The following is a 16,933-nucleotide window of genomic DNA, read 5'->3' on the forward strand; positions in this document are numbered from 1 at the left end:
TTAACAGACAAAAGCTTCTTAATCCTGTGCTCTGCGTGTATGTTATTGATGGATAAATTTTCACTGGACAAAAGCAATGACTCACGAAACGCTGAAAGTTTTAGTTGTTGATGATGATGCCCGTCTGCGCAGCCTCTTAGAGCGCTACCTGAATGAGCAGGCTTTTCAGGTTCGGGTAGCGCAGGACGCAGAGCAAATGGACCGTTTGTTGACCCGCGAGAACTTCCACCTGATGGTGCTGGACCTGATGTTACCCGGCGAAGATGGACTCACCATTTGTAAACGCTTAAGACAGCAGAATAATCAAATACCCATTATTATGTTGACCGCTAAGGGCGACGAAGTCGATCGCATTATCGGGCTGGAGCTGGGGGCCGATGATTATCTGGCAAAACCTTTTAATCCGCGTGAGCTGCTGGCCCGCATTAGGGCCGTGCTGCGACGCCGGGGCACTGAAGCGCCAGGGGCGCCCAGCCATGAGGATGAAGAGATTAGTTTTGGTAGCTACCGATTGAACCTGGGAACCCGGGAAATGTTTGACGGCGACACGCCGATGCCACTAACCAGTGGTGAATTTGCGGTATTAAAGGCGCTGGTTACCCACCCGCGCGAGCCACTATCCCGCGATAAACTGATGAATCTGGCCCGGGGCCGCGACTACAGTGCCCTTGAGCGGTCTATCGATGTTCAGGTGTCGCGCCTGCGCCGGATGCTGGAAAGCGACCCGACTAAACCACGTTATATTCAGACGGTGTGGGGGCTTGGCTACGTCTTTGTGCCGGACGGAAAGCTAAAAAACTAAATGAAACTGCTACCGAAATCGGCTTTAGCCCGCACGGTCGGTTTGCTGGCTTTGGTGTTATTGCTAAATCAGCTGGTGTCTTATCTTATGGTTTCCAATTATGTTGTGAAACCGTCCATCGAGCAGATTACTCAATTAGTGGCCAAGCAAATTAACACGATGTTTATTAGTGAGTCCCGGCTAACGCGACAGCAGTCCAGCGAGTCACTGGCGACAGAGTTTTACCAAGCCACCGGGATTCGAGTCTATACAACGGAGGCGGCACTTAATCAGGGGCTGGGACAAAGCACTTATTATGGTTATCTGTCGGAGTTAATGAGCCAAGAGCTGGGTGGCCAGGCTGAGGTCCGGATTGCCCAGGGCGAGCAATTTTTTGTCTGGGTTAATCCACCGCAAGCACGCGATTACTGGATCCGGGTACCGTTAAATAACTTTTCATCGGGGCAATTTTCTCCTCTAGTAGTGTATTTGCTGGTGATTGGTATTTTAAGTGTGCTGGGCGGGGTGCTATTCGCTAACTGGCTTAACCGCCCTCTTAAAGCTCTGGAAGAATCCGCGAAGCGAGTTGGACGGGGTGAATTCCCGCCAAAATTGCCGGAGCGCGGTGCCAGCGAAATTATTGCCGTGACCCGGGCGTTCAATCAGATGTCGCGCGGTATCAACGAACTGGAAAATGACCGCAATTTACTTATGGCTGGTGTCTCCCACGACTTGCGCACCCCGTTAACCCGTATTCGCCTGGCAGCCGAGATGATGCCACAAAGCGAGGATTATCTGGCCAGCGGTATTATTGAAGATGTTGACGACATGAACGATATCATCGATCAGTTCATTGATTACATCCGCTTGGATCAACAAGAAGACAGCAGCTGTGAGTCACTCAACCGGATTATCGAGCAAACGGTCGACCATCTACCTGACAACTGGCAAAAACAATTTATCCTTAAGCTTGCTGAGACACCACCGGTCATGTTGCGGCCGTTGTCGATAAAGCGAGTATTGCTAAACCTGTTAGAAAATGCTGAGCGCTATGGCCAGCAGAAAGTGGTTATCGCTTCGGGTTTTGATAAAAAGCGCCGCCGAGTCTGGTTTTCAGTTTCCGACGATGGTCCCGGCATTGCAGAGAAAGAACAGGAAAAACTATTTCAGCCTTTTACTCAGGGCGACAAAGCCCGGGGCGGCGTTGGCTCTGGCCTAGGGCTGGCAATTATTAAACGAATCGTCGATCGCCATGAAGGGCGCATTCGTATGCAAAACATCGAACCCCATGGACTGGCGGTGACAATCGAATTGCCCCGTCGGGTGCGCAATCAGGCACTGTAGCCGTGGCAGGTTAACAGCAATTGATACTGGCTTCTTATAGCAGAGGCGTTATAGTAGAGCGGTAAACCGATGGAGCCGTAACAGTTTATGACAACAAAAGATCTCCCCCAGGTGCTAGCCCGCAAAGTGGTAGCGCAAAGTCGACTGTTAAAAATAGAGGCGGTTGACTTACGCTTTAGTAATGGCGAACAACGCCAGTTCGAGCGCATGCAGGGCAGCGGCCGGGGCGCTGTGATGATTGTCCCCTTTTTAGACCAGGACACTATGATTTTGGTGCGCGAATACGCGGCCGGCTTGCACGAATATCAACTGGGCTTCCCCAAAGGTCTTATTGATCCCGGCGAAACTGCCGAGCAAGCGGCGCAGCGTGAGTTAAAAGAAGAAATTGGTTATGGAGCGAAGCAGTTGCAGCGGTTAACTGAAGTCACCATGGCACCGCAATTTTTTCAGGCGAAAATGACGCTTTTTGTCGCGCACGATTTATATCAGCAAGAGTTGCCGGGTGATGAGCCAGAGCCGCTGGAAAAAGTTTACTGGAAAACATCAGCCACTGATGAATTACTGGCGCAGCCGGACTTCACTGAAGCACGGAGCTTAACAGCGCTATTAATGATGCTGCGCAGTAAAGGTTTATAACAACATGCTGGACATTATTCGTGATATTGCCCGGGAGGCTGGCGCACTGATTATGCAGGCGTATCAGCAGGGAGATTTTGCTACTTACACAAAGGCAGACGAGTCACCAGTAACAAGCACTGATGTTGCTGCCAGTGAGTTAATCATTAGCCGGCTGCAGCAGCATTTTCCCGACATTCCCGTTTTGTCGGAAGAGAGTGACCATGAAAACTTCAGTGAACGAAAGCATTGGCAGCGTTATTTTTTAATTGACCCTATTGACGGCACCCAGGAGTTCATTTCCCGTTCGGGAGATTTTGCCGTTAATATCGCCCTGATTGAAGATCACCAACCCAGACTGGGGGTTATTTACTGGCCTGTCGGTGACAGTCTGTATTTTGCCCGGCGTGATCATGGCGCATTTAAACAGTGCGCCGGTGTAACAGAGTCAATTCAGGTAAGACAACTGGATAACCCGCAGCAGGACCCTTTGATCATTGCGATGAGCCGGCGCCAGGCCCCTGCACCTATTCTCAACCGGGTGCAGACCGAACGGCAGCTGCAAATGTTATCCGCCGGCAGTTGCTCGCTAAAATCGTGCTTCATAGCCGAAGGTAAAGCCGATTGCTTTTTACGCCTGGGACCAACTGGCGAGTGGGATACAGCGGCAGCAGAGGTGATTGTCAGCGAAGCCGGGGGTAGCCTTGTTAACGAAAACTTTGATCCAATTACCTATAATCAGACAGTTAGTTTGCTAAACCCGAACTTTTTTGTGCTGGGCGATCCCAGAGTCGACTGGCAACAAGTGTTTATTGCTCATCAGCCTCATTTTCGTTAGCGCTGACCTGCTCGGGCGAAACAATGTCAACACTCTCGTGTAGCTCGGAGTAGACAATAATGGCCTGGCCAGAAACCAGTTTTTGTCGCAGCTGCTCTACTTTAGCTGAAAAATCGACTTCGCTCTCTCCGTAGTCCGTTCCTTCCCTCAGAACAACAGATTCCAGCAGTTTGTTAAGGGTTGCAGGATCAACCTCTTGCCAGGGTATTTTCATAACGGGTTTCCTTTAGGCATTGCCATTTAGCTGTTCCTTTAAAAAGTTAAGGATATGCTGGGGTAACCAACTGTGCCACTGACCTTGTTGGCGCATGATAAAGCCCATGTGCCCACCGTGCTCATAGCACTGGTAACGCACAGCAGCCGGCAGTTCCTCAGCTTCAGGAATAACCGCTGGCCCCATAAAAGGATCATCGGCGGCGTGGAGGATTAATGTGGGAACCTCAATCTGCGGTACGAACTGCCGGCCGCTGGCCTGCTGATAATAGTCATTAACACCGCTGAAGCCATGTAACGGAGCCGTAACGCAGTGGTCGAACTGAAGAAAGCTGGTCATTGGGTCGACATCAACATTAGCCAGCGGATGATCGGCTGCCATAATACCGGCGGCCAGTTTTGCTTTAAACTTTTGTTTTAACGGACTTAATAAATAACGTCGATAAATACGCGAAAACCCTTTATCGATTTTCGCTGAGCAGCTGCCCAGATCCAGTGGCGCACAGCAGATACTGGCAGCCGTTACCGACTGACCAATAGTCCGGGTCAATAGCTGTGCGAGCATGTTACCCCCCAGGCTAAAGCCGGCCAGTAGCAATGGAGCACGCGGGTAATCCAGACGCAGAGTATTGATGAGCTGTTCGGCATCACCGGTATCACCGGAGTGGTAGGCGCGGGGCAGCCGATTGAGGCCTGAGCGGCCACAACCGCGAAAGTGCATTACCAGCGCCTGCCAGCCGCTGTTGGCGGCCAGCTGCAGTGTCTGCCAGACATAAGGGGACTCTACCGAGCCCTCCAGCCCATGAAATATAAGCAAAATTGGCTTGTCAGAGTCCGGCTCTGGCGTCTGGTACCAGCAAAGATCAACGAAATCCCCATCACTTAACTCAAACTGCCGCCAGTAACCGGACCAGGGTCGTGACCGAAATAAAAGCCGGGGCAACAGAGTTTGCAGGTGAGGGTTACGAAACCCGCGGGGAGGTTTAAAATGAGTGTGCTCGCTCATCATGACAGCTTAGTTTTGACGCTCAAATTTTTGCTGTTGCTCGACCAGCTGTTGTTCTGCCGCCATCCAGTCGTTCTCGATGTCCTCCAGCTGAATTTTTAACTCAGTTTGCCGCTGCAGCACCTGCTGCAACTCGGCTTTGTTGCTGTCATCGTAAATACGGCTATCGTTCAGCTGTTGATGAACATCTTCTAGTTGTTGTTCAAGTAGCGTAATTTTTTGTTCGTGCTGTTGTATCTGTTTTTTAAGCGGGGCAACACTTTTTCTGAACTCTGCTTCCAGACGTTTTTGCTGTTTCCGGTCTGGTTTGTTGCTGTCGTCAGGTTTTTCTTCATTGTTGCCCTTGCCGGCAGTTTGCTGCTGCAGCCACTGATGGTAATCATCTAAGTCGCCGTCAAAGGGCTCCACCCGGCGGTTGGCAACCAGGTAAAACTCATCAACCGTGGTGCGTAACAGGTGACGATCATGCGAAACAACGATCAGTGCTCCCTGATAATCCTGTAAAGCGGTAACCAGCGTATCACGTAAGCTTAAATCAAGGTGGTTGGTCGGCTCATCCAGCAGTAATAAATTCGGTTTTTGATAAATAATCAGAGCCAGCGCCAGCCGTGCTTTCTCACCGCCGGACATCGGCGCTACAGCGCGGGTCACCATATCGCCGGAAAAGCCAAAGCCGCCTAAAAAGTCGCGCAATGATTGTTCTGTTGCCTTTGCGTCGATACGCTGCAGATGCAGCAGTGCTGAGGCTTCAAGATCCAGTGTCTCGAGCTGATGTTGAGCAAAGTAGCCGATTTTTAGCCCATTGTTGACCTGGCGTTCACCGGCCAACGGAGATATTTCACTGGCCAATAGTTTAATTAAGGTGGACTTACCGGCACCATTGCGGCCCAACAAGCCCATGCGGGTACCGGGCACCAGGTTCAGCTTAATGTCTTCTAATATTACTGTATCACCGTAGCCAGCCTGTGCCTGGCGTAAACTCAGCAGCGGATTAGGCAGTTGCTCAGGAGCAAAAAAGCGAAACTGGATGTCTGATTGAGCGCGCAGCGGTGCCTGAGTCGGTAACTTTTCAATCGCTTTTAAGCGGCTTTGAGCTTGCTTGGCTTTACTGGCTTTATAGCGAAAGCGGTCCACGTAAGCTTGTAAATGCTGACGCATTACCTGTGCTTTTTCAAACTCGCTTTGCTGCTGGGCCATATGCTCGGCGCGCTGAGCTTCGAACAGTGAGTAATTGCCGCGGTAACTGTTTAAGCGTTGATGTTCAATATGAACAATATCGGTGCAAACCTGATCAAGAAAGTCGCGGTCATGAGAAATCAATATCAACGTACCGCCGAACCGCTTTAGGTAGTCCTCCAGCCAGAAAATGGCATCGACATCCAGGTGGTTAGTCGGCTCATCCAAAAGCAGCAGGTCGGCCCGCGCCATGAGTGCCTGCGCCAGGTTCAGTCGCATACGCCAGCCCCCGGAAAAAGAAGCTACCGGATTACTCAGTTGAGACTGGCTAAAGCCAAGACCTGCCAGCATACTACTGGCCCGCGCTTCAATATCGTAAGCGCCAATAGCGGCCAGCTGATCGTGCAGTTCGGCGATATGATGGCCATCGGTTTGCTGTTCAGCTAATTGTAGCTGCTGTTGCAGCTGGCGAAATGGCCGGTCGCCGTCAATAACATAATCCAGTGCACTTTGCTGCAGCGCCGGAGTATCCTGAGCAACACTGGCAATACGCCATTTGGCCGGCAGCTGAAGCTGGCCTGAGTCAGCCTGAAGCTCACCGCGCAGCAGAGCAAACAAAGAAGATTTCCCGCAGCCGTTTTTGCCGACCAGGCCGACCCGGTGCTGGGGGAATATTTGCAAACGACTGTCTTTAAAAAGCACATCGCCGCCGCGCATAAGGGCTAAGTTTTCTGCTGTGATCATAATGTTTATCGTTAACCGTATATAGGCTAGAATCTAACTATTCTATCATTCGTAAGCCGATGCGGCACAGGGGGGATTTTGGCAAGGCAAAAAAAACGCTTTATAGCAGGTGCAGTTTGCCCCAAATGCGAGGCGATGGATACATTAATGCTGTTTATCGAAAACGATGTTGAGCAAGTCGAATGCATAGCCTGTAAACACCGTTTCAGTGAACCAAAAGAGCAGGGGGGAGGCAGCCAGCGTCAGTTTGATCAGGTCATTGGTGTGTTCAAGCCCGATTAAATCTTTCAAATACCCCCCGCCATAATCGTTTTAAAGGACTATTATTGTGTCAGATTATCAATCCCGGACCAGTTTAAGCTACCACCTGTACCGACCCGAACAAGTCGCTGCCGGCGAGCAGCAGGCGGCAGAGCAAGCCGGTATCCGTATGCGTGCACTAATGGCAGCGGCTGGCCGCGCAGCTTTTGAGCAAGTGCAGCAACAAGCGGCTGCCGGTGCCCGGCTGGCGGTATGTTGCGGCGAGGGGAATAACGGCGGCGATGGCTATGTGATAGCCCGCCTGGCGCAACAAAGCGGCTTTCGGGTATCGGTTTTCGCGTTGAAAGCCAATCGCCAACTTAACGATATTGACAATAATGACGCCGAGCATGCCCGTCAGGCATGGCGCGATACCGGTAATCAAGAAGCACCACTGAACACATTTAACGCGGCCGGTTTTGATTTTATTGTAGACGCAGTATTTGGTACCGGGCTGAGCCGGCCACTCGAGGGTGAGCTTGCCCAATGGGTGTCAGCGGTTAATGCAGCAGGTGTACCGGTACTGGCTGTTGATGCGCCGTCGGGGATTTCTGCCGATACGGGCGCCGTGCTGGGTTGCGCCATCCGGGCAGACTGGACGGTGACTATGGTCGCCCTTAAGCGGGGACTTTATACCTCAGCCGGCCGCCATTACTGCGGCGAAATCGTGCTGGCCGATCTGGCGGTTGGTCATTACTTTGAACAACAACAAAGCAGCGACTGGCAACTGGCACAGAAAAATGACTGTGAAACCTGGCTGGGCCCACGGCCGGTCCATTCACATAAAGGCGATTTCGGCCACGTTCTGTTAGTTGGCGGCCAGCCGGGTATGCCCGGTGCCATGGTACTCGCGTTACAGGCTGCATTGCGGTGCGGTGCCGGAAAAGTTTCCGTTGCCTGTCATGGGGATAATACTGATATTATTGCTACAAGTCAGGCCGAGGCCATGGTCCACGGTATTGAAAACGCTGAGCAGCTAAAGCCACTGTTACAGCAGGCAACTGTGATAGTCCTGGGGCCCGGGCTGGGTACCAGCCGCTGGTCCCGACAAATGTTTGAAGCCGTAACAACCAGCGACAAACCAGTTGTTATCGACGCTGATGGCCTGAATCTTCTGGCAGATAGCGGCCTTAGCTCTGACCGCTGGATACTAACCCCCCACCCAGGAGAAGCGGGACATTTATTACAGCAGTCGACAAAATCGGTGGAACAGGATAGGTTTTCTGCGGTCGAAGCGATAAGAAGCCAGTATGGTGGGCAAATTCTTCTTAAAGGAGCAGGCAGCCTGGTGGCAACGGACCGCGGTAACTTTGTTATTGCGCGAGGCAGCCCAGCCATGGCCAGTGGTGGAATGGGTGACACCCTCAGTGGTGTTATTGGCGCCTTACTTGCCCAGCAGATGAGCCCGGCGCAAGCGCTGATTGCCGGTAGCTACTGGCATGCTGTGGCGGGAGAGATCGCAGCCCGTAGTGGAGTAAGGGGTACGTTAGCAAGTGATTTGTTGGTACCGTTGCGGCAGCTGGTTAATGGCATTAAGGTAGATCCTTTAGATGGAAATGGGCATTAAAAAAATTTCAATGACGCGTTATCAGTTGAGCAATGAAGCGGCAACAGCGGCTTTCGCAAAACGGTTGGCTAAACAGTTGACAACGCCTATGGTTATCTACCTGAACGGCCCACTGGGTGCCGGTAAAACTGCGCTATGTCGCGGTATTATTCATTATCTTGGTCACCAGGGTGCGGTTAAAAGCCCCACCTATACGCTGGTAGAACCTTATCAGCTAAATGATTGGCGTATTCATCATTTTGATTTGTACCGCCTGGCCGACCCTGAAGAACTTGAGTACATGGGTATTCGTGATTATTTTGCGGCGGATACCCTCAATTTTATTGAATGGCCGGAAAAAGGCGAAGGCTGGTTACCCGGCGCCGACTTGACCATTGATATCAGCTATTGTGATACGGGACGGGAAGTCAACTTAGCGGCTTGTTCAGCAGCCGCAGAACAGTTAATAAAACAATTATGATACGCAACCTGGTTCTGGCTTTTGTAAAACTTACTTTATTTTGTGGTCTGTTGCTGCAGGTGCAGCCGACTCTGGCGCAGGGTAACGGCGCAGCCAGTAATCGTATTGAAAGTATCCGTGTCTGGCCCTCGCCCGATAAAACACGGGTTGTTTTTGATCTAAAATCAGAGCCTCAATACAGTTACTTTACGCTGTACCAGAGCGATCCCCTACGATTGGTTATTGATATCAATGACACTCAGCTTGGTACCTCGCTGGAAGGTCTGGCGGATGACTCTTTATTGGTGGACTTAATTCGCACCAGCTCACCAAAAAATGAAAACAGCACCCGGCTCGTTATTGAATTAGCAGAAAAGACGGATCCGGTCGTTTTTCCGTTAGCAGCTAACGAATCCTATCCGCATCGCCTGGTTGTTGACCTCCCCGGTAAGTCAATCGAGCGTAGTGGTCCGGCAAAATCCATCTCGGAGCTGGCCAAGCGTAAGGTTACCGTGGCTATCGATGCCGGCCATGGCGGAGAGGATCCGGGATCGGTGGGCCCGACCGGTAGTTACGAGAAAAACGTTGTGCTGAAGATAGCCCGGGCACTGGCCAGCATGATTAACGAAGATCCGGGCATGCAGGCCTATTTAATCCGCTCCGGTGATTACTATGTCGATTTGGACGAGCGACCACAAAAAGCATGGCAGGCTAAAGCTGATTTTTTTGTTTCTATCCACGCCGATGCGTTTCGCACGCCGCAACCGCGCGGGGGGTCGGTCTGGGTGCTGTCAAAACGCCGCGCCGATTCTGAGGTGGGACGCTGGCTGGAAGGCACTGAGCGTAAGTCCGTACTTTTAGGTGGTGCCGAGAGTATTATTGAAGATACCGGTCATGAACCTTTTCTGGCGCAAACCTTGCTGGATATGTCGATGGAAAGCTCTATTGCCAGTGCCTATTCCGCGGCGCGCGAAATTATTGCCGAAATGAGTACCGTAACAAAAATGCATAAACGGGAACCTCAGGCCGCCAGTTTTGCCGTATTAAAATCACCGGACAAACCTTCATTACTGGTCGAAACTGGATTTATCTCAAACCCATACGAAGAGCGACAACTTAACAGTAATGCCCACCAGCAAAAATTAGCGCGGGCTCTGTATAATGGTATTCGCCGCTACTTTGTTAATAACCCGTTGGACAATACGTACCTGGCTACTGTGCCGAACAGTGATTACATCGTTAAGCCCGGCGACTCTTTGTCGGTTATCGCCCAACGCTACGACACAACAGTTGCTGCGATTAAGCATGAGAATGACTTGCGCAGTTCTGTCGTGCAGGTCGGCCAAAAATTAAAGATACCGCGCTGATTATGGTAATAAAACAACTGCCCATAGAGCTGGCTAACCAGATTGCCGCAGGTGAGGTAGTCGAGCGGCCCGCCTCGGTGGTCAAAGAGCTGGTTGAAAATGCCCTTGATGCGGGGGCTGACAAGCTACTGATTGACATCGAACAAGGCGGCATTAAGCGCATAAAAATTCGCGACAATGGTTGTGGTATCGAGCGCGACCAGCTGGCGCTGGCACTCAGCCGCCACGCTACCAGTAAAATAGCCTGCCTGGAGGATTTAGAATCGATTGCCAGCCTCGGATTTCGTGGCGAAGCACTGGCGAGTATCAGTTCTGTGTCACGTTTGCGTTTAACTTCTAAGCCGGCCGCGCAGTCAGAGGCATGGCAGGCATGGACCAGTGGTCGGGACATGGCGGTTCAGGTTGAGCCTGCTGCTCATCCCGACGGCACGACCATCGATATTCAGGATATTTTTTTTAATACCCCGGCCAGAAGAAAATTTTTACGCACTGAAAAAACCGAATTTGCACACATTGATGAGACCGTTAAACGTATCGCCCTCAGCCGCTTTGATGTCGACATTACCCTGAGCCATCAGGGCAAACGCGTTCGCCACTATCCGAGTGTGGATCCCGATAGTGATCAACAACAGCGCCGGCGGCTGGTTAAAGCGACCGGCGCGCAGTTTGCCGAGCAGGCATTGGCTATTCAGGCACAAACCGGTTCTTATCAGCTAACCGGCTGGGTCGCTACGGCGGAACACTGTCGTCACCAGGGCGATATTCAGTACTGTTTTGTGAATGGCCGTATTATGCGCGATAAGCTGCTGAGCCATGCTTTGCGTCAGGCTTATGAGCGTTATCTGTTGGCTGATACGGTGCCGACCTATGTTATTTACTTGTGGCTACCGGCTGATCAGCTGGATGTTAATGTGCATCCGGCAAAGCATGAAGTCCGCTTTCATCAGCAGCGTCAGGTGCATGACTTCATCCTGCAGGCGGTTGCCGATGCGTTGTCTCAGGCATCTGCCATATCAGCGGACGGGCCGGCTATCCCAGCGGATACAAAACATCAATCCGGTCGCCCGACAGCGCGGCAACATCAGTATAAAACCTCTGTACCCTTAACTGAGGCAAGGTCCGGTTATCGCGCCGGGTCCAGTATTTTGCCTAATGCAGTGCAAGAAGCCACGCCTGCTGACGCATTGCCGGAGTATCGGGCCCTGGCCGTGTTTAAACAGCATTGGTTATTAATGCAAAAGGGCGACGAGCCGGCCTGGCTTAATGTGGCGGCTGTTGCGCAGCAACTGCTGTCTAATCAACTGCATCAGCAACTTCAGCATGGGCTGAACGGACAGCCATTGCTGGTTGAAGTGGTGCTGGATTTAAGTAAGCCCGGGCTGCAATCGCTTTCAGCCGAGGATGTTGAGTGGTTGAACCGCTGCGGTTTTAACTTCCGCCAGCATGGCCGCCGGTTGACCGTAGATACGGTGCCTGCGATGTTGCGGCACGGGAATGTAGCTCAGCATTGCCTGGCACTTATTCAGCAGATACAGGCCAATAAGGACAGCGACTCTGTAGCCCGCTGGCTAGCCAACTTCGCCAAAACCGAGCACGTCACTGTGTCTGCCGCCGAGCACTATATGAAGCGCTGGCAGCAGGAACTTGAGGCCAGCGCTCAGTATATGCAACCGATTGACGTACCGACGTGCTGGTCGGCGGGTAGCTAGATGACAAATTTTGTTGATAACCCTTATGTTATTTGTCTTTATGGCCCCACCGCCGCAGGTAAGACAGCCCTGGCGCTGGAACTCTGTCAGCGGCTGAATTGCGAAATCGTGTCGGTTGATTCCGCTTTGGTTTATCGCGGCATGGATATAGGAACCGCTAAGCCTTCAGCGCAAGAGCAGCGGCAGGTACCCCATCACCTAATTGATATTCGTGATCCGGCGCAGAGTTATTCAGCTGCGGAGTTTCAGCAGGACGCTGGCCGCGCGATTGATGAAATTATTGCTCGCGATCGTGTGCCATTGCTGGTTGGCGGAACCATGCTGTACTTTAAAGCCTTGCTTGAGGGCATTTCAGAATTGCCGGAGTCGCAACCTCAGATCCGCCAGCAGTTAAATGAAGAGCAGCAACAGTTCGGCCTGGGACACTTGCACGCCGAATTAGCCCGGCTTGACCCGATCAGCGCCGAGCGTATCCATGCCCATGATTCCCAAAGAATTTTACGCGCTTTGGAAGTTTACCGGATTAGCGGGCAGAGCCTGACCCAGTTGACTCAGGAACGCCATGGCCAGTTGGCTTACCCGGTTTATCAATTGGCGATAGCACCGCAAGAACGAGCGGTTTTGCACCAGCGCATTGAACAACGCTTTGACTGGATGTTACAGCAGCCGTTTCAACAGGAAGTTGAAGCGCTGCGGCAGCGAAGCGACTTGCATCCGGATTTACCCTCTATCCGCAGCGTCGGCTATCGGCAAATGTGGGCTTATCTGAATGGTGATTATGATTATCAAACCATGCGCGAGCGCGGTATTATTGCAACCCGGCAACTGGCAAAACGTCAGCTAACCTGGTTAAGGGGCTGGCCGGACGTGCATTGGTTAACCACTGATCAGGAACGTCTGCTGGAAACAGCAGTTCAGGCGCTGACAGTACCGGCGAAAATATTCAAAGCAAAGGATTGAAATATTAGCAACTGCCCATAGATCAAAAAGCCGGTAAAAATCGTAACCAAAAATGTCGGTAAACGTTAAGCTGCAAATTAGGTTGCAAAAAGTAGTGACTGGTCTAGGGTAAGTTTAGCGGGGCGGCGATTTAGTATAAATCGTAACCAGTTTGGGATATTAATTAAAAACAATAAAGGAATCCAACATGGCTAAGGGGCAAACATTGCAAGACCCATTTTTAAATGCTTTACGACGCGAGCGCATTCCTGTGTCAATTTACCTGGTTAATGGTATTAAGTTACAGGGACAAATCGAATCCTTTGACCAGTTCGTCATATTACTTAAAAATACCGTTAGCCAAATGGTTTATAAGCACGCTATTTCTACGGTTGTTCCGGCCCGGATACCGCAAAATTATTTGCCTCAGCCAAGCGCTCAGGAATCTTCCGAGCTACCGGAATAAATGATGCCAGGAGGTCAATAAAACTTGTTCGACAGATTTGAAGGTGGCGACTACGCGGTCCTGGTACATATGGACTTACCCGCCGAAATTGACCGTGAAGATCTCTCAGAATTGCAACTGCTTGCTGATTCAGCGGGCGTTAAAACTTTGGGCATAATGACTGCGGCGCGTAATGCGCCCAATCCAAAATATTTTGTCGGTAGTGGTAAAGCCGAAGAAATAGCCGAAATGGTTAAAGAACGAAATGCCAGCCTTGTCATTTTCAACCATGCGCTGTCGCCGACGCAGGAACGAAATCTGGAAAAGATTTGCCAGTGTCGGGTGCTGGATCGCACCGGCCTCATCCTGGATATTTTTGCTCAGCGAGCCCGCACCCACGAAGGTAAACTGCAGGTGGAGCTGGCTCAGTTGCGGCACTTATCAACCCGGCTGGTTCGCGGCTGGACCCACCTTGAGCGGCAAAAAGGTGGTATTGGTCTGCGTGGGCCCGGCGAAACACAGCTGGAGACTGATCGACGCTTAATTCGCGGACGTATTAAGAGTATTCTTAAACGCCTGGATAAAGTACAAAAGCAGCGCGAGCAGGGTCGTCGTGCGCGTAAGCGGGCGGAGATTCCGACCGTTAGTCTGGTCGGTTACACTAATGCCGGCAAATCGACATTGTTTAACCGGTTAAGTGAATCCGATGTATACGCAGCAGATCAGTTATTCGCCACCCTGGACCCAACACTGCGCCGGCTTGATGTCGAAGATGTCGGTACCGTGATTTTGGCTGATACCGTTGGCTTCATTCGCCACTTACCCCATGATCTGGTGGCGGCTTTCAAAGCCACCTTGCAGGAGACGCAGGATGCAAGCTTATTGCTGCATGTGGTCGACGTGGCAGATGAGCAGCAACAGGATAATATCGAACAGGTGACGGAAGTACTGAAAGAAATTGACGCGGGCGATGTGCCGCAGCTAATGATTTGCAATAAAATCGATAAGGTTGCCGATGCGCAGCCGCGAATTGACTATGACGAGCAGGGAAAACCCCAGCGAGTCTGGGTTTCAGCCCAACAAGACCAGGGCCTGGAACTTATCATGAAGGCGTTACATGAACGTCTGGGCAGGAAAATGGTTAATTTGCACTTAAAATTACCGCCGTCGATGGGTAAACTTCGTGGTACATTGTACAGCTTAAACAGTGTTACTGATGAACAAGTAGAAGCCAGTGGTGATTTAAACCTAGCAGTTAAGATGCCATTGGTTGACTGGCAAAAGTTACAGAAGCAATATGACAACGAGCTAAATCGTTACGTGCAAACAACGCATTAATAGCAAGTTCCTAATTTAAAACTAAAGTGGAGTAGTCCATGGCTTGGAACCAACCGGGTAATGGCGGTAACAATGACCGCGACCCATGGAAAAACCAGGGGAACAAAGACCAAGGTCCCCCTGATCTTGACGAGGCAATACGCAAATTGATGGCCAAGTTTGGCTTTGGCGGTAAAAAGCGGGGCGGCTCAGGCGGCAGCTCCGGCGTCCCCGCAAAAGGCGTCGGCTTAATAGCCATTATCGCGCTTATTGTCTGGTTTATTGCCGGTTTTTACACAGTAAAAGAAGCCGATCGCGGTGTTGTATTGCGGTTTGGTAACTTTCATACATTGGTAGAGTCTGGCTTACACTGGCGTCCGGTCTTTATCGACACAGTTGAGCACGTCGACGTTAATAATATTCGGTCGGACAGCACTGAAGGCTTTATGCTGACTCAGGATGAGAACGTAGTTGTAGTACAGCTGGACGTTCAGTACCGGATTGTCGACCCGCGTTCTTACTTATTTAATGTCGTTAATGCTGATTCCGTTCTGTCCAAAGCGACAGACAGCGCACTGCGTTATGTTGTCGGTCATACCACCATGGATGAAGTGTTAACACGGGGTCGTGAGGATGTTCGCGCGCGGACATTAGACTTATTAGAAGAAACGCTAAACCCGTACACAATGGGTTTGCAGATTGTTGATATTAACTTGTTGCCGGCCCGTCCGCCGGAAGCTGTTAAAGATGCCTTTGATGATGCGATTTCTGCGCAAGAAGACGAAGAGCGCTTTATTCGTGAAGCCGAAGCTTACGCAAGAGAAGTCGAACCACTGGCCCGCGGTCAAGTTCGTCGTATGCTGCAGGAAGCACAAGCTTACAAAGAGCAGATAACACTGGAAGCACAGGGTGAGGTTGCTCGTTTTAATGAGTTACTGCCTGAATATCAGCAAGCTCCGGAAGTTACGCGTGAGCGGATTTATCTGGATACATTGCAAGAATTGTATCGTAAGACACCGAAAGTGTTGATCGATGTCGAGGGCAGCAACAACATGATGTATTTGCCATTGGACAAGATTCTTGAGAAGCAAGGCCGTAATGTTACCTCGTTTTCACCCTCGAGAGTCCCGGTAGATAGCTCGGGTAGCAATAACTCCGGCAGCTCGAACAACAGTGGTACTGTTCGTAGCAGTGGCCGCAGTGGAGGTAGAGGCTAATGAAAAATCTAATTGCAATTATCGTCGTTGTATTAGTCGCTCTGGGTTTGTCATCCCTTTACGTGGTTAAGGAAGGCGAACGTGCCATCCTTATCCAGTTTGGTAAGGTCGAGCGGGATGCAGAAACCGGCGAGGCGCGGGTATTTGAACCGGGCTTACACTTTAAGATTCCGTTTATTGAAACCGTTAAACGTTTAGATGCACGGCTACAGACCCTGGATGGCGATCCGGATCGCTTTGTGACCAGTGAAAAGAAAGACTTAATCGTTGACACTTATGTGATGTGGCGCATTAACGACTTCTCGACGTTTTACCTCAGTACTAACGGTGGTAATGTGTTGCAGGCTGAAGCGCTGTTAACCCGTCGTATCAGTAGTGGCCTTCGTAGTGAATTTGGTAGCCGGACGATTTCCGATATTGTTTCGGGCGAACGTGATGAACTAATGCGCGAAGCACTGATTAAGGGCGCACAAAGCGCCAGCGATCTGGGTGTTGAGGTTATCGATGTTCGGGTTATGCAAATCAACCTGCCGGACGAAGTCAGTCAGTCCATCTACCAGCGTATGCGTGCTGAACGTAACGCAGTAGCGACTGAACACCGCTCGGAAGGTCGCGAGCAGGCTGAATTTATTCGTGCAGACGTTGATGCCCGGGTAACCGTTATGTTGGCAGATGCAAAACGTCAGTCTCGCCAGTTACGGGGTCAGGGCGATGCAGAAGCGGCTAAGATTTATGCTGATGCATACTCACAAGATGCTGAGTTCTTTGCTTTCATTCGCAGCATGGAAGCGTACACAGCTTCATTTGAATCAGGCTCAGATATCTTAGTACTGGACGGTAGTAGCGACTTCTTTAAATACCTGCAGGACATGCAGGGTGTTATGAAAGAATAATTGCTAAGCTAAGGCGAAAAGCC

The 16,933-nt window shown here is 51.0% G+C and carries 17 protein-coding genes; 14 read left to right on the forward strand and 3 right to left on the reverse strand.

Features of this window, described 5'->3' with window-relative positions; genetic code table 11:
* The first annotated feature begins 76 nt into the window (after positions 1 to 76).
* The 4 genes from ompR (at position 77) to cysQ (ending at position 3,578) form a co-directional block, all read left to right on the forward strand.
* Entirely contained in the window at positions 77 to 802 is a 726-nt protein-coding gene (ompR, locus tag LG288_RS01225) for a two-component system response regulator OmpR (protein WP_404401232.1), read from the forward strand.
* Complete coding sequence (gene envZ / locus LG288_RS01230; RefSeq protein WP_404401234.1) at positions 803 to 2,125, forward strand: two-component system sensor histidine kinase EnvZ; 1,323 nt, start codon at positions 803 to 805, stop codon at positions 2,123 to 2,125. It begins immediately after the preceding gene.
* A gap of 87 nt (positions 2,126 to 2,212) precedes the next feature.
* A complete protein-coding gene (nudE, locus tag LG288_RS01235) occupies positions 2,213 to 2,761 on the forward strand; it encodes an ADP compounds hydrolase NudE (RefSeq protein ID WP_404401236.1) in 549 nt (182 codons plus the stop codon).
* Positions 2,762 to 2,765: 4 nt separating this feature from the next.
* On the forward strand, positions 2,766 to 3,578 hold the full coding sequence (gene cysQ, locus LG288_RS01240; RefSeq protein WP_404401238.1) for a 3'(2'),5'-bisphosphate nucleotidase CysQ: 813 nt from the start codon (positions 2,766 to 2,768) through the stop codon (positions 3,576 to 3,578).
* Here cysQ and LG288_RS01245 read toward each other — a convergent pair.
* From LG288_RS01245 to LG288_RS01255, 3 genes are read right to left on the reverse strand one after another with little or no spacing between them, the layout of a single operon-like run.
* Positions 3,550 to 3,792 carry a YheU family protein gene (locus LG288_RS01245; RefSeq protein ID WP_404401240.1) on the reverse strand — a complete coding sequence of 81 codons (243 nt, stop codon included), beginning with the start codon at positions 3,790 to 3,792 and terminating at the stop codon, positions 3,550 to 3,552. The genes cysQ and LG288_RS01245 overlap by 29 nt on opposite strands.
* A gap of 12 nt (positions 3,793 to 3,804) precedes the next feature.
* On the reverse strand, positions 3,805 to 4,800 hold the full coding sequence (locus tag LG288_RS01250) for a hydrolase (RefSeq protein ID WP_404401242.1): 996 nt from the start codon (positions 4,798 to 4,800) through the stop codon (positions 3,805 to 3,807).
* Between the two features lie 6 nt (positions 4,801 to 4,806).
* Positions 4,807 to 6,717, reverse strand: coding sequence for an ATP-binding cassette domain-containing protein (locus LG288_RS01255; protein ID WP_404401244.1), 1,911 nt, complete (start codon positions 6,715 to 6,717; stop codon positions 4,807 to 4,809).
* 78 nt (positions 6,718 to 6,795) lie between these two features.
* Here LG288_RS01255 and LG288_RS01260 point away from each other — a divergent pair, with 78 nt between their 5' ends.
* The 10 genes from LG288_RS01260 (at position 6,796) to hflC (ending at position 16,910) form a co-directional block, all read left to right on the forward strand.
* A complete protein-coding gene (locus LG288_RS01260; protein ID WP_404401246.1) occupies positions 6,796 to 6,999 on the forward strand; it encodes a YheV family putative zinc ribbon protein in 204 nt (67 codons plus the stop codon).
* Positions 7,000 to 7,045: 46 nt separating this feature from the next.
* Positions 7,046 to 8,584 carry an NAD(P)H-hydrate dehydratase gene (locus LG288_RS01265; protein ID WP_404401247.1) on the forward strand — a complete coding sequence of 513 codons (1,539 nt, stop codon included), beginning with the start codon at positions 7,046 to 7,048 and terminating at the stop codon, positions 8,582 to 8,584.
* Positions 8,568 to 9,044: a tRNA (adenosine(37)-N6)-threonylcarbamoyltransferase complex ATPase subunit type 1 TsaE gene (gene tsaE, locus LG288_RS01270; RefSeq protein WP_404401249.1), complete on the forward strand. Its 477-nt coding sequence runs from the start codon at positions 8,568 to 8,570 to the stop codon at positions 9,042 to 9,044. The genes LG288_RS01265 and tsaE overlap by 17 nt, the downstream gene beginning before the upstream one ends.
* Complete coding sequence (locus LG288_RS01275; RefSeq protein ID WP_404401251.1) at positions 9,041 to 10,390, forward strand: N-acetylmuramoyl-L-alanine amidase; 1,350 nt, start codon at positions 9,041 to 9,043, stop codon at positions 10,388 to 10,390. Before tsaE ends, LG288_RS01275 begins: the two co-directional genes overlap by 4 nt.
* Before the next feature lie 2 nt (positions 10,391 to 10,392).
* Positions 10,393 to 12,099 (forward strand): DNA mismatch repair endonuclease MutL, encoded by a 1,707-nt coding sequence (gene mutL, locus LG288_RS01280; RefSeq protein ID WP_404401253.1) that lies wholly within the window; start codon positions 10,393 to 10,395, stop codon positions 12,097 to 12,099.
* Positions 12,100 to 13,059, forward strand: a complete 960-nt coding sequence (gene miaA / locus LG288_RS01285; protein WP_404401255.1) for a tRNA (adenosine(37)-N6)-dimethylallyltransferase MiaA — start codon at positions 12,100 to 12,102, stop codon at positions 13,057 to 13,059.
* Positions 13,060 to 13,246: 187 nt separating this feature from the next.
* On the forward strand, positions 13,247 to 13,504 hold the full coding sequence (gene hfq / locus LG288_RS01290) for an RNA chaperone Hfq (RefSeq protein ID WP_404401257.1): 258 nt from the start codon (positions 13,247 to 13,249) through the stop codon (positions 13,502 to 13,504).
* A gap of 24 nt (positions 13,505 to 13,528) precedes the next feature.
* Complete coding sequence (gene hflX, locus LG288_RS01295; RefSeq protein WP_404401259.1) at positions 13,529 to 14,821, forward strand: ribosome rescue GTPase HflX; 1,293 nt, start codon at positions 13,529 to 13,531, stop codon at positions 14,819 to 14,821.
* A 38-nt stretch (positions 14,822 to 14,859) separates the two neighbouring features.
* Entirely contained in the window at positions 14,860 to 16,017 is a 1,158-nt protein-coding gene (hflK, locus tag LG288_RS01300) for an FtsH protease activity modulator HflK (protein ID WP_404401261.1), read from the forward strand.
* Entirely contained in the window at positions 16,017 to 16,910 is an 894-nt protein-coding gene (hflC, locus tag LG288_RS01305; RefSeq protein ID WP_404401263.1) for a protease modulator HflC, read from the forward strand. The genes hflK and hflC overlap by 1 nt, the downstream gene beginning before the upstream one ends.
* Positions 16,911 to 16,933 lie beyond the last annotated feature (23 nt).

The sequence above is a fragment of the Idiomarina seosinensis genome (assembly GCF_044797955.1).
In the GTDB taxonomy this organism is placed as follows: Bacteria; Pseudomonadota; Gammaproteobacteria; order Enterobacterales; family Alteromonadaceae; genus Idiomarina; species Idiomarina seosinensis_A.